10 protein-coding genes are annotated in these 12,375 nt (G+C 52.9%); 4 read left to right on the plus strand and 6 right to left on the minus strand.

Going from position 1 to position 12,375, the window contains the following annotated elements; all coding sequences use genetic code 11:
• The first annotated feature begins 14 nt into the window (after nt 1-14).
• A complete protein-coding gene (locus HV229_RS00925; RefSeq protein WP_181546701.1) occupies nt 15-2,075 on the plus strand; it encodes an AsmA family protein in 2,061 nt (686 codons plus the stop codon).
• Nucleotides 2,076-2,168: 93 nt separating this feature from the next.
• Here HV229_RS00925 and HV229_RS00930 read toward each other — a convergent pair whose 3' ends face one another.
• The 3 genes from HV229_RS00930 to HV229_RS00940 all read right to left on the minus strand — a co-directional run bounded on the left by HV229_RS00930 (nt 2,169) and on the right by HV229_RS00940 (nt 5,761).
• Nucleotides 2,169-3,491 carry an MFS transporter gene (locus tag HV229_RS00930; protein ID WP_003023312.1) on the minus strand — a complete coding sequence of 441 codons (1,323 nt, stop codon included), beginning with the start codon at nt 3,489-3,491 and terminating at the stop codon, nt 2,169-2,171.
• Between the two features lie 294 nt (nt 3,492-3,785).
• Complete coding sequence (gene yhjD / locus HV229_RS00935) at nt 3,786-4,814, minus strand: inner membrane protein YhjD (RefSeq protein ID WP_016154892.1); 1,029 nt, start codon at nt 4,812-4,814, stop codon at nt 3,786-3,788.
• A 47-nt stretch (nt 4,815-4,861) separates the two neighbouring features.
• Nucleotides 4,862-5,761, minus strand: a complete 900-nt coding sequence (locus HV229_RS00940; RefSeq protein WP_016157706.1) for a LysR family transcriptional regulator — start codon at nt 5,759-5,761, stop codon at nt 4,862-4,864.
• 119 nt (nt 5,762-5,880) lie between these two features.
• Here HV229_RS00940 and HV229_RS00945 point away from each other — a divergent pair, with 119 nt between their 5' ends.
• Both HV229_RS00945 and HV229_RS00950 read left to right on the plus strand, forming a co-directional pair.
• Nucleotides 5,881-6,639 (plus strand): SDR family oxidoreductase, encoded by a 759-nt coding sequence (locus HV229_RS00945; protein ID WP_016157705.1) that lies wholly within the window; start codon nt 5,881-5,883, stop codon nt 6,637-6,639.
• 536 nt (nt 6,640-7,175) lie between these two features.
• Nucleotides 7,176-7,778: a response regulator transcription factor gene (locus tag HV229_RS00950; RefSeq protein WP_080859302.1), complete on the plus strand. Its 603-nt coding sequence runs from the start codon at nt 7,176-7,178 to the stop codon at nt 7,776-7,778.
• Between the two features lie 18 nt (nt 7,779-7,796).
• Here the strand turns inward: HV229_RS00950 and HV229_RS00955 are convergent, their stop codons facing one another.
• Both HV229_RS00955 and HV229_RS00960 read right to left on the minus strand, forming a co-directional pair.
• Entirely contained in the window at nt 7,797-8,147 is a 351-nt protein-coding gene (locus HV229_RS00955; protein WP_141875776.1) for a lysozyme, read from the minus strand.
• A gap of 71 nt (nt 8,148-8,218) precedes the next feature.
• A complete protein-coding gene (locus tag HV229_RS00960; RefSeq protein WP_181546703.1) occupies nt 8,219-8,773 on the minus strand; it encodes a GNAT family protein in 555 nt (184 codons plus the stop codon).
• A gap of 167 nt (nt 8,774-8,940) precedes the next feature.
• On the opposite strand from HV229_RS00960, the gene HV229_RS00965 reads away from it, so the two are divergent.
• A complete protein-coding gene (locus HV229_RS00965; protein WP_181546705.1) occupies nt 8,941-10,530 on the plus strand; it encodes an STY4199 family HEPN domain-containing protein in 1,590 nt (529 codons plus the stop codon).
• A 27-nt stretch (nt 10,531-10,557) separates the two neighbouring features.
• Here the strand turns inward: HV229_RS00965 and HV229_RS00970 are convergent, their stop codons facing one another.
• The gene (locus HV229_RS00970; protein WP_181546707.1) at nt 10,558-12,207 is read right to left on the minus strand and encodes an alpha,alpha-trehalase; all 1,650 of its coding nucleotides are present in this window, start codon (nt 12,205-12,207) and stop codon (nt 10,558-10,560) included.
• Nucleotides 12,208-12,375: the final 168 nt, after the last annotated feature.

The following is a 12,375-nucleotide window of genomic DNA, read 5'->3' on the forward strand; positions in this document are numbered from 1 at the left end:
TAAGGAGGTTAAACATGACGAGAACAGGCAAAATAACCACTTCAGTAATAGGGGTTTTCTTGTTGTTGATCGTCGTACTCATCATCGTGATTGCGACATTTGACTGGAACCGGCTCAAACCGACCATCAACCAGAAAGTCTCTACAGAACTCAACCGTCCCTTCGCCATACGGGGTGACCTGGGCGTGGTTTGGGAACGCCAAAAACAGGAAACCGGCTGGCGTAGCTGGGTTCCGTGGCCGCATGTTCATGCTGAGGATATCATCCTCGGCAACCCGCCGGACATTCCTGACGTCACCATGGTGCATCTCCCGCGCGTTGAAGCAACGCTCGCCCCACTGGCGTTGCTGACAAAAACCGTCTGGCTCCCGTGGATCAAGCTGGTAAAACCCGATGCACGGCTTATCCGCCTGTCGGAGGAAAACAATAACTGGACCTTTAACCTGGCAGGGGATGAAAACCGCGATCCCAAAGCGCCGCCATCAGCCTGGTCTTTCCGGCTGGATAACATTCTGTTCGACCAAGGGCGCATCGCCATTAACGATAAGGTGACGAAGTCAGAGATTGAGATCCTGGTCGATCCGCTGGGTAAGCCGTTGCCCTTTAGCGAAGTGACTGGCGCAAAAAGTAAAGAGAGCAACGCCCACATTGAGGACTACGTGTTTGGTCTGAAAGCGCAAGGCCGATATAACGGCGAACCGCTAAGCGGTAGCGGGAAAATAGGCGGAATGCTGGCGCTGCGCGGTGAAGGAACCCCTTTCCCGATTCAGGCTGATTTCCGTTCGGGTAATACGCGTGTGGCGTTTATGGGTACGATAAACGATCCGATGAATATGGGCGGGGCGGATCTGCGGCTTAAATTCTCGGGAGATTCGCTAGGGGATTTGTACGATTTGACCGGCGTGCTGCTCCCGGATACGCCGCCGTTTGAAACCGACGGACATCTGGTCGCGAAAATTGACCCGGAAAAATCCTCTGTTTTTGATTACCGCGATTTTAATGGCCGAATTGGCGACAGCGATATTCACGGAACGCTGACCTATACCACCGGTAAGCCGCGCCCAATGCTGAAAGGGGATGTTGAGTCACGCCAACTGAGGCTGGCTGATTTGGGGCCGCTGATCGGTGTGGATTCAGGCAAAGGGTCGGAGCGGGCCAAACAATCTGAACAGCGCAAAGGTGAGAAGAGCGTCCAGCCCGCGGACAAGGTCTTGCCGTATGACCGTTTTGAAACCGACAAATGGAACGTGATGGACGCTGACGTACGTTTCAAAGGACGGCGTATTGAGCACGGCAGTAGCCTGCCAATCAGCGATCTCTCCACCCATATCATCCTGAAAAATGCCGACCTGCGCCTGCAGCCGCTGAAATTTGGCCTCGCGGGAGGCAGCATTGTCTCCAGCATCCATCTGGAAGGGGATAAAAAGCCGATGCGGGGGCAGGCGGACATCCAGGCTCGCCGCCTGAAGCTAAAAGCGCTGATGCCGGATGTGGAGCTGATGCAGAAAACGCTCGGTGAAATGAACGGTGACGCCAGGTTTAGCGGGAGCGGAAACTCGGTAGCGGCGCTGCTTGGTAACAGCAATGGCAACCTGAAGCTGCTGATGAACGACGGTTTGATCAGCCGGAATCTGATGGAAATTGTTGGCTTGAATCTGGGCAACTATCTTGTTGGACAGATATTTGGTGATGACGAGGTGCGGGTGAACTGCGCGGCGGCGAATCTGGATATTGTTAACGGCGTAGCCCGCCCGCAGATTTTTGCCTTCGACACGGAAAACGCGGTCATTAATGTCACTGGTACGGCGAGTTTTGCGTCGGAGCAACTGGATTTAACCATTGATCCGGAGAGCAAAGGCATTCGTATTATTACCCTGCGTTCGCCGCTGTATGTTCGCGGCACCTTTAAGAATCCGCAGACCGGTGTGAAGGCCGGGCCGCTGATTGCGCGCGGTGCGGTTGCTGCCGCGCTGGCAACGTTAGTGACGCCCGCGGCGGCCTTGTTGGCGCTGATTTCACCTTCTGAAGGAGACGCTAATCAATGCCGGACCATTTTGTCGCAAATGAAGAAGTGATTTTTGCCGTTGTCGGATGGCGCTAACGCTTCGCTTCTGCGGCCTACATTTCATGCTCAACGTAGGCCGCAGACGGTGGTTACAGCCAAAAAATCACAATGACTGATGGCGGGTTTCGTGGGTTAACAGCAGCGCAATCAGCGTTAACGCCGCCATTGATGCCAGATACGTACCGACCGCCGCCAGGCCGTAATTCGCCTGCAGCCATGCGGCAATGTAAGGGGCAACGGAAGCACCAAGAATCGACGAAACGTTGTACGAGAACGACGCCCCCGTGTAGCGCACTTCGGTCGGGAACAGCTCCGGCAGTAGCGCGCCCATCGGACCAAATGTCAAACCCATCAGGCTCAAACCAAGCAACAGGAAGGCGAACACCAGCACCGGATTGCCAGAGCCGAGCAGCGGTTTAAAGGCAAACAGCGCAAACAGAATAATAAGCGTGGTGATGATGAGCATGCTCTTGCGACGACCAAACGCATCGGCCAGCAGGCCCGCCACCGGCACCATGACGCCAAAGCCAATAACCGCCATCATCAGCATCCACAACACTTCATTACGCGGCAGGCCAAGCCCTACAGGCGCCGCGGCGGTGCTGAACGTCATGGAATAGACGGTCATGATATAGAACAGCGTATAGGTCGCCAGCATGATGAACGTGCCGAGGATCGTCACGCGGACATGTTTTGTCAGCAGGGTACCCAGCGGGATTTTCACCTGTTTTTTCGCCGCAGCCACTTTGGCAAAGACCGGGGATTCATGCAGCGAAACGCGAACGTACAGACCGATAATCACCAGCACCGCAGAGAAGATGAACGGTACGCGCCAGCCCCAGCTCATAAACTGCTCGTCGGTCAGCAGCCAGGAGAGCAGCAGGAAAGTGCCGTTGGCGAAGAAGAAGCCGATAGGTGCGCCCAACTGCGGGAATGATCCGTACAGCGCGCGTTTACGCGGCGGTGCGTTTTCCGTCGCCAGTAACGCCGCGCCGCCCCATTCACCGCCCAGTCCTAAACCCTGACCAAAACGCGCCAGCGCCAGCAGCAGCGGGGCGAAAATACCGATAGTTTCATAGCCCGGCAGCAGGCCAATGACAACCGTCGAGATCCCCATAGTGAGCAGTGAGGCAACCAGCGTGACTTTACGCCCTACGCGATCGCCAAAATGCCCGAACACAGCAGAACCGATAGGCCGTGCCACAAAGGCGATAGCAAAGGTGGCAAGGGACTGCAGCGTTGCCGCGGTCGGATCCCCCTGCGGGAAGAAGATATGGGGGAACACGATCACCGCGGCGGTGGCGTAGATATAGAAGTCGAAGAACTCAATGGCAGTGCCAATGAGTGAGGCGACGACGACTTTATTGCGCGAGTTGACCGGGGTGTGTTCCTGTTCGTTGTCGAGCGTTGTGGCTGTTGCTTGCATAATATTTTCTTATTTTTGGTCGAACGAAAGGTCATATTACGCACAGCAAAAGAGACATTTCAATCTGTAACAAACCATGCGATCGGTCAAAAATAGAGCAAAAAGGGGATAATTTTTAGGCTGGAGATTTCACTTCCATGAAATGCTTCACATAATTTAAAACTTGGATGATAAAACTGGTTTTTGGTTAAACAAAAGTTACGGGCTGGATTTTAATTCTGATAATGCGCAGAATTTCGACGTAAGCATTGGGTTGGCCGGATAAGCGCAGCGTTATCCGGCAGTTAACAAAGATTAGCGGTGGGTTTTCCCCGGCATACGCGGGTCGTCTTTGTATTCTGCTGTGGCAATCCAGGCAGCGCAAAACAGAGTCAGACGGGCGAAGAAGTAGAAGAACGCCATCAAGCCAAGTACGGAACCAAACGCCGCGCCTGACGGCGATTGCACCAGTGATGGCAGCGTGTACGTCATGATCATTTTGATGACTTCAAACCCCAGTGCCGCGATAAACGTGCCGCGAATGAGCGCTTTTTTGCGCGGTCGGTGACGCGGTAGCCGCCAGAAAATCCAGAAGAATAGCAAGTAGTTGGCGAAAATAGAGATGGTCAGGCCGATCAGCCGCCAGGCGGGCTTCAGCCATTCGATGCCGTCGAGATACAGCGCAGAGATAATCATCTGCTGGGCGGAACCGGCGATGGAGGTAATGGACAGCGTAACAATCAGCGCAATCAGTAAGCCAATCAATGAGACAAAATCACGCAGATATTTGACCCAAATTTTTTCCTGATCCTGTGGGGTCCGCTCCCAGACATCCCGCGACTGGGCACGAATAGCTTCGCGCAAGTTTCCCATCCAGTTAATTCCGGAATAGAGCGCGATGGCAAGACCCACCAGACCGACGGTGGTGCGTTGCTGAACGGCGGTATTGATGGTGTTTTTCAGCGTGGAGGCGAGCGTCGGATCGCTGACGTTGAGCAGGATTTTGCTGAAGATATCCTGCAACAGCGTAGGGTGCGAAGCGAGAATAAAACCCGCGGCGGCAAACGACACCATCAGGATAGGGATCATCGACAGAAACGAGAAGTAGGTAATGGCGGCGCCAAACTGATTTCCCATACGATCGTTAAATCTCTCCGCGGCGCGAATCAGATGGGCAATCATGGGCTGGCGTTGAATTTTATCGGCGAAGGTCAGGGCGGTTTTCAGCGCCTGGTTGGTCTTACCGTTGGTTTCTGTATTCTTACGCTCCAGGGTCTCAATTTTTGGGATTGGTGCGTGCTCAAGTTCCTGAATGGGGCGTTTAATCTCTTTTTCCTGCGTCATCAGGGCAGTAATCCTTGTTCTGTTCATTCTCAGGACAGTATAGCTTGTCAGTCCACATAGTCTTTCATCACGCCGGTCAGCCATTCCATAAACAGATGTACGCGGCGGGAGAGGTTACGGCGATGCGGATAGAGCAATGAAACCGGTAATGGTTCGGCGCGATATTGCGGCAATACTTCAATCAGCGTACCGGCGCGCAGGGCATCACGCACGCCCACGCGCGGTACCTGAATAATGCCCAGACCGGCAAGACATGCCGCATGATACGTTTCGGTACTGTTCACCGTCAGCATGCCGCCGGTTTTAACCCATTTAGCACCGTTGTCTGTCGCCACTTCAAAGCCTTGCGCACGTGTTCCCAAATTGACTGAGTAGTGCACCACCGCATGCGAGGCTAAATCCTCCAGGCTTTCCGGATAACCAAATCGGGCGAGGTATTGCGGGCTGGCGCAGTTAATCTGCGTGAGTTTTCCCAGCGGGCGCGCAATCAGCCCTGAATCTTTCAGCGTCCCCACGCGTACCACACAGTCGAAGCCTTCGCGGATCAAGTCTACCAGGCGGTCGCTGCTGCTAAGTTCGAGCTCAAGCCCCGGATACTGATGCAAGAAGGCCGGTAAGCGGGGCATCACCAGATTTCTCGCCACACCAACCGGCATATCGACGCGCAGCTTGCCGCTGATGCTGGCCGGGTCGTGATGGAATAGCCCATCCAGTTCATCGAGATTGCTCAACAAATCTTTCGCTCGTTCGTAATAGATCATGCCGTCTTGCGTGAGCTGAACGCGGCGGGTTGTGCGGTGCAACAACTGTGTGCCCAGGTGATTTTCCAGGGCCTGGATTTGACGCGATACGCTACCTTTAGGAAGTCCGAGGGTGTCTGCCGCGCGCGAAAAGCTCTCCAGTTCTGCGACGCGGATGAACAACTGCATTGCGTGAATTTTATCCATTCTCATGCCCTATTGTTGTTCTAAATGAAACAGTAATGCGCAGTTAGCGGTATTTATTGTTTTTCTACCACCTAATAAGCTTTGTCTCAATCTTCACAACACCTGAAATGAGGTTTCTTATGACGCAACGTATCGCATTGGTGACCGGCGGCGGCCGTGGACTCGGTAAAAACGCGGCGCTAAAGCTGGCGAGTAAAGGCATTGGTGTCATCCTGACGTGGAACAGCAATGAAAAAGAAGCGCAGCAGGTTGTAGATGAAATTCGCCAATCTGGCGGTAAAGCTGCAGCATTACCGTTGAACGTCGGAAATATTTCCACTTTCCCTCAGTTTGTCAAACAGGTGCAGGAAACCCTACAAACGCACTGGCAAAGCGACACCTTTGATTATTTATTGAACAATGCCGGAGTTGGCATTAACGCACCGTATCCGGCGTTCACTGAAGCGCAATTTGACCAGCTTTTGGACATCCATTTTAAAGGACCTTTTTTCCTGACACAGAACCTGCTGGCGCTGATCAACAACGGCGGACGAATTCTTAATGTCTCGACCGGATTGTCGCGCTTTGCGCTACCGGGTTACAGCGCTTACGCTGCCATGAAAGGGGCGATGGAGGTGTTAACCCGTTACCAGGCGAAGGAGCTGGGAGAGCGCGGCATTACGGCGAATATTATTGCGCCTGGGGCAATCGAGACGGATTTTAGCGGCGGAAACGTGCGGGATAATGCGCAATTGAATGCCTACATTGCATCGCAGACGGCGCTGGGGCGTGTTGGGTTACCGGACGATATTGGCGACGCCATTGCTGCGTTGCTCAGCGATGAACTGGCCTGGATGACGGCACAGCGTATCGAAGTCTCTGGCGGGATGTTCCTGTAATCGACCGCCTCTTACTTAGCCTTTTGAGCAAGAGAAAACTGGCGCGCTATCAGAGGTCAAAATATAGCTGATGGCGTTTGCCGGTATTATTTGGAATCTGATACCGCGGAAAGAGATCGGGGATAAACGTTCTTAAGAGTTCATTCTTCTTCGGGAGTGGATTTGTTGCATCAGAAACCATGATCACCTCCCCATTCTCATGCCCGAATGATCATTTAATGCGATATTTTGTTTTGTAACATATTTGTCTGTTATCGTGAGTTCCTTATTTTTAGCTAAGAATATAAACTCCGGATTATTAATATTAGTAATCCAGGTTTGAACATCAAACATTAAGGATTTTCTGAATATTTGACCCCGATTTTGATCCTTTATGTGATTCTTTGGTTTCAGCTGTAACTATTTATAACGTCTGCTTCTTTCTTCTCCGTCTATCGGTAAAATGACCTCCGCCAAATGGTGACTTCATATTTTGCCCCTCGGATAATACCCTTCCGCGTGTTAAGGCTAATATCTTATTCAGACGGAGATAAATAATGCAGTTAATAATGTTTGACAGGCAGTCAATATTTATTCATGGAATGAATGTAATTTTGCAAGAGCGTATTCCAGGAGTGAATGTTCAGGGTGTCAGTCAGGCAGATGATCTTTGGCGGACGCTGGAAGACAATCCTGATGCACTGGTAATGCTGGATGGAGATTTTGACGCTGAGTTCTGCCGTAGCTTGCTGCAACAGATAGCAGAGCGCTTTGCGAAGGTAAAAGTGCTGGTAACCGCAACGGACTGCCGTAAAAAATGGCTACAGGAAGTCACGCAATTAAACGTGCTGGCCATTATTCCGCGCGATTCTGATGCGGAAACCTTCACGCTGGCACTCAATAGCGTCGCGATAGGTATGATGTTTATCCCCAGAGATTGCATCACAGCGACCGAATGTGGCGGGCAAAATATCAGATTGCTCAGCGCGCGTCAGCGGGAGATTCTGACGATGCTGGCCGCCGGGGAATCTAATAAACAAATTGGTCGATTATTAAATATCAGCACCGGAACGGTAAAAGCCCATCTTGAATCGCTGTATCAGCGCCTGGAGGTAAAAAACCGTACGCAGGCGGCAATGATGCTAAACGACACCCTATAATGGGAAAATATTTCACAGTCAGACTGTTTCTGGCTGTGAAATAGCCATCGGCCAGAATTCAGCAGTGCAAAACCGGCTAATCCCCACGCTGAGCATCCATGCAATTAACGCTTCCTGTTGAAACCGATCTTGTATTTGCGGCATTTCCTTATGGATGAATGCCTCGCAGATATTTATATCCGCGAGCAGCAATGTTTCGGCCTGCATCAGCATAATTGGGGCATCAAAGGATTCATCTGCGGTGATTTCGTGCCCGTAGCCAATGACCCAGATCCCCTTTTTGTCCTGATACTTTTCCAGCGACAGGCCCTGCCATTGCTTAATAAATGCGATACAGGCGGGCGTGAAATGCGTCGAATGCAGCGGCATAATAATCTCTGTACAAAGAGACCTATTTTAAGAAACACACCCCGTTACGCCAGCCGCCATCCAGCCATTTTTTACAGCGAAACGCCTGATGGCGCGGGCGGCTGATATTCCTGTTTTAACAGGCCGAAAATCCAGTCATCATGCCAGGTTTGATGTAGCCAGTAGCTTTCTCGCAGCGTGCCTTCGAGAATGAACCCGACCTTTTCCAGTAGACGCCGTGAGGCATCGTTTCCTGCAGTGACGCAGGCCGTCAGTCGGCGTAGTCCTCCGGCGGTAAACGCATAATCGCAAACGGCATGCAGGGATTCAGCGCCATAACCTTTGCCCTGCGCCTCGGGAGTGAGCAGAAAGCCGACCTCGGCACATTCATTTTTATCCTGAATATATCCGGTTACCCCAAGCGGTACGCCCGATGCCTTATCGCACAGGATCAGGCACAGCCAGTGTGGACTGCCGGGAGACCATTCAGGCAAGCGGGAGTCAAAGACTGTCCGTATCTCCTCTTCGGTACGCGAGTCAGCGACAAAGCGCATCACATCTGCGTTCTGCTGTAGCGTTAAGAAAAACGCCCAGTCGTCATGTGTGAGCGGGCGGCAGATCAAACGCGAGGTTTTCAGTACAGGCACAGGCTTATCTCCAGAATAATTTTCAATGATTGTGTGGAAGTCACTGTAAAACATATTTATTTGCTATATGAATATGTTTTAGTCTGTGGCGGCACAGCGCTGCATTTAAAAAAGATAACTACACACCATTGTGAGGCCGCACTTTTTGGGTCCTTTTAGGGAAGATAATGACCAATAGCGCGTTACAGGCGACATGTACACCATTCGAACATTGTTTGGGGATAATCCGGCAAGCCTCGGTAGAAATTTTACTGATGCTTGGCGTGCGCGTCGCAGAGGGTAAAGATCCACGCTGGTTTCTTGAGCAGCTTGACCAGGCGCGATTGAATCTGGGAGGTTGGGGTGTTGTCGCCAGGCGGTTGCAGATGAATGACGCGCAATTGAGTCAGTTCACGTTGCGGCTACGCCATCTTCAGCAGAGCGTGCCGCAATATGAAAATGGCCAGGACGTCAGTGAAAACCAGCTGATTTCTGCGCTGCGCTTTGTCGCTTCTCTGGAACAGTTGCGCCAGCAACAGCCCCTCCTGAAGTATCCAACCGAGATTGAACGTGCAGAGCCGGATGCGCAGATGCGGGCGCAGCGTCAGCTTCGCGCAATAGAATTAACCCTCAAATCCCTGATTGCGCGGGTATGGCCGGATCAACATCCGCTCAACAGCTTCCTGAAACAGCACTTTGGCGGTGAACGTCTGCGTCGCTGGTTAAAGCTGGGGGAAAGTCGGGATGCGCTGGACGGCATGATGTTTAGCGAACTGGCGCTGATGGTTGTCGATAAGAAGTTATTCGTTCGGCATTTTAGCGAGATTTTTAACGATACCTCGGTGCTCATGTCGTTTGTTGAGCCACGTATCACGCTGAGGATGTTCCTGGATGACTGCCGCCTGGCCCGTAACTGCGTTATCGCGCAGCAACCGCTAACCTCAGTACAACTGCTGTTGCTGGATTGCCAGTACCGACAGATTACTCACCCTGTGCAGCGGGCATTTGAAGAACGGCGTACGCGCATTAATCCTGCGTCGTATCTGGCGTCCGATGAGGCGACGGTTCGCCAGTTTTGGGAAAGCGCAAAGCAAAAAGACGAGCAGGCGGGGGGCGATAAACAGGAAATCGCAGACAGTATCGATCCGCCGGAGAAGCGGGCCAGGCGCACGGCGGAAGAACGTGAACAGCTGATTTCCGGCATGTTGTGGGTAGCGGTCGGCGTGATGGTGCTGGTGATTTCGCTGGGCGCGTTCTGGTTATTCACTTCGCCAGCGCCACAAGCGTCTTCCGGGCTATCCGTTGAAATCGTGCAGGAGGAGCCACGGCGTGATGCCCCTGGTGCGCGGGAGTCGGTGACCCGAATGGGCATCACCTGGGATGCCTTTAACATGCGCGCGGCTATCGAGCGCAACGACACCCGTGTGACGTCACTTTTCCTGCAGGGCGGGATGGACTGGAAGCTGGCGTGGACGGAGCAGGCATTCTCGGCAGGCAATACCGAGGTGTTGAGGCTGCTGCTGCGTTACCCTTCGCAGATGAGTGAGAGTAAGCCATGTCGGCAGTTTATGACCACGGTCAGCCATGCGATGGCGAATGGGGCGTCACTCACATCGCTGCATAAAAGCTATCTGCAAAGTTTTTGCTCGGTGCCGGCGGTTGTCGCGCGTCAGCAGTATGACCTTGAACAGGCCGAGCTACGCGTTCGCGCGCAGCCAAGCCCAGAGAACAAGAAATGGCAGAAAATTCACGCCGAACTGTACGATGCGATTAACTGACGGTCTGATAATTCAGACTGTCAGCTGCTAGGGTTCGCCATACAGACCGATGAGTCGGCGCACCACGCCATTGGTCCAGCCAAAGCCGTCCTGTAACGGATATTCTCCGCCGCCGCCTTCGCGCGGCGCGGCGTCGGCGATGTGGTATTTTTCGATAAGCTTGTGGTGTTCCTGATAAAAGAGATGCACCGTTTTCAACCAGTTACGGGCGATTTCATCCCCGAGATGGTCGTCGCCGTAAAGTTTGAAACCTTGGATCGCCATCCACTGCAGCGGCGCCCAGCCGTTGGGTTTATCCCATTGCTCACCCGTTTCATGCTCCGTGGCTAAAATCCCTCCGGGGGTTAGCAGGCGACTGCGGACCGCATTGGCAAGTCGGTCGGCTTGTTCATGCGTTGCCATGCCGACATACAGCGGCACAATACTGGCGGCAGAGAACAGGGCCATTTGTTCGCGCCGCCAGTCGTAATCGCGATAGCAGCCGTTTTCATCGTCCCAGAGATAGCGATTCACCGCATCGCGGCGGTCATTGGCTTTCTGGCGAAACTGCGCTTCAGTGTCTTTGTCGCCTTTCAGTGCGGAAATATTGGCGATAGTGCTCTCCAGCTTGTAGAGGAACGCGTTCAGGTCAATAGGGATGAACTGAGTGGTGCGTATGCTGGCAAGACGGCCTGCATCGCGTAGCCAGCGCGAGGAGTAATCCCAGCCGGAGGCCGCGCCCGCGCGCAAATCCCGATACACTTCATTGGGTGGGCGACCCGAATGCTTGGCAGTCTCGACGTCTTCAAGCCACGACTCATCGCGCGGCGTATCACGATCGTCCCAATAGCGGTTGAGCAGGGAGCCGTCCGACATTCTGATCACGTGACGGTAGGCCTGGTTGAGTACCAGGGAATCTGCGCCATCCATCCAGAACGCGTACTCCATTTTTAGATGATCAAGGTAACGACGCGCGCCGCGTACGCCATCCTCTTCAAACAGTTCGACCATCAGCGCAAAGACCGGCGGCTGCGAGCGACTCAGGTAGTAAGTACGGTTACCGTTCGGGATGTGACCATAGTTTTCAATCATCCAGGCAAAGTTATCCGCCATACATTTCAGCAGATCTTCGCGACCGCTCTCCGCCAGACCCAGCATGGTGAAGTAGGAATCCCAGTAGTAGGTTTCACTAAAACGTCCGCCGGGCACAATATATGACTGCGGTAACGCCAGCAGCGAGGACCAGGGAATGTGATCCTGTGGTTCGCGCGTCAGCACCGGCCACAGTTGATCGATATGCTCTTTCAGCGAATTTGCCGGGTCAGAAACATATTCACTGGAGGGCGTTTCCGGGAGCCAGAAGTGGTTCTCGACGAAGCGTCGCAGATCAAAGTCGCGGTGGCGTTTAACCTTGCGATAGCGGATCAAAATATCCAGCGGATCCATTTTCGGCGCACAGTCGGGGAAGGTTTTGCTATCGGCAAACAGTTTCGACGACTGAACGTGTTCGAACAGCTCGAGGTAACGATCGGCGGGAGTTAACGCATCTGAAGCGGGTAACCCTTCAATCATCTCTGGTTCAGGCTCCGCCTCAATCATTTCATCCAGCTTTAACTCGCACGGATCCATTTCATAAAGCAGATCGATGTCGATCGTCATTTCTTCAGAAGGGGCGTGGGGTAGTTTCTGGTTGAGCATAATGCGAAAGACCTCCGATGGACGTTGAAAGATTAAGGCTATTGCCCGCTCGTCAATTAAGCGTAGACATTCGCTTCGGTATCTGGTGAGTAAAGCGTGCGGTCGATCACATTTTAGTGCTGCGCAATATCCAAAAAATAAATCTATCCCAATGAAAATAATGCAGAA

Source organism: Citrobacter sp. RHBSTW-00524, assembly GCF_013747755.1.
In the GTDB taxonomy this organism is placed as follows: Bacteria; Pseudomonadota; Gammaproteobacteria; order Enterobacterales; family Enterobacteriaceae; genus Citrobacter; species Citrobacter braakii.

Excerpts from the sequence above, each read along its gene's own strand:
- HV229_RS00925 (WP_181546701.1), top strand. The coding sequence starts at position 15 with ATGACGAGAACAGGCAAAATAACCACTTCAGTAATAGGGGTTTTCTTG.
- HV229_RS00945 (WP_016157705.1), top strand. The coding sequence starts at position 5,881 with ATGACGCAACGTATCGCATTGGTGACCGGCGGCGGCCGTGGACTCGGT.
- HV229_RS00955 (WP_141875776.1), bottom strand. The coding sequence starts at position 8,147 with ATGCCGCTGCATTCGACGCATTTCACGCCCGCCTGTATCGCATTTATT.
- HV229_RS00930 (WP_003023312.1), bottom strand. The coding sequence starts at position 3,491 with ATGCAAGCAACAGCCACAACGCTCGACAACGAACAGGAACACACCCCG.
- HV229_RS00940 (WP_016157706.1), bottom strand. The coding sequence starts at position 5,761 with ATGGATAAAATTCACGCAATGCAGTTGTTCATCCGCGTCGCAGAACTG.
- HV229_RS00970 (WP_181546707.1), bottom strand. The coding sequence starts at position 12,207 with ATGCTCAACCAGAAACTACCCCACGCCCCTTCTGAAGAAATGACGATC.
- HV229_RS00950 (WP_080859302.1), top strand. The coding sequence starts at position 7,176 with ATGCAGTTAATAATGTTTGACAGGCAGTCAATATTTATTCATGGAATG.
- HV229_RS00965 (WP_181546705.1), top strand. The coding sequence starts at position 8,941 with ATGACCAATAGCGCGTTACAGGCGACATGTACACCATTCGAACATTGT.
- yhjD (WP_016154892.1), bottom strand. The coding sequence starts at position 4,814 with ATGACGCAGGAAAAAGAGATTAAACGCCCCATTCAGGAACTTGAGCAC.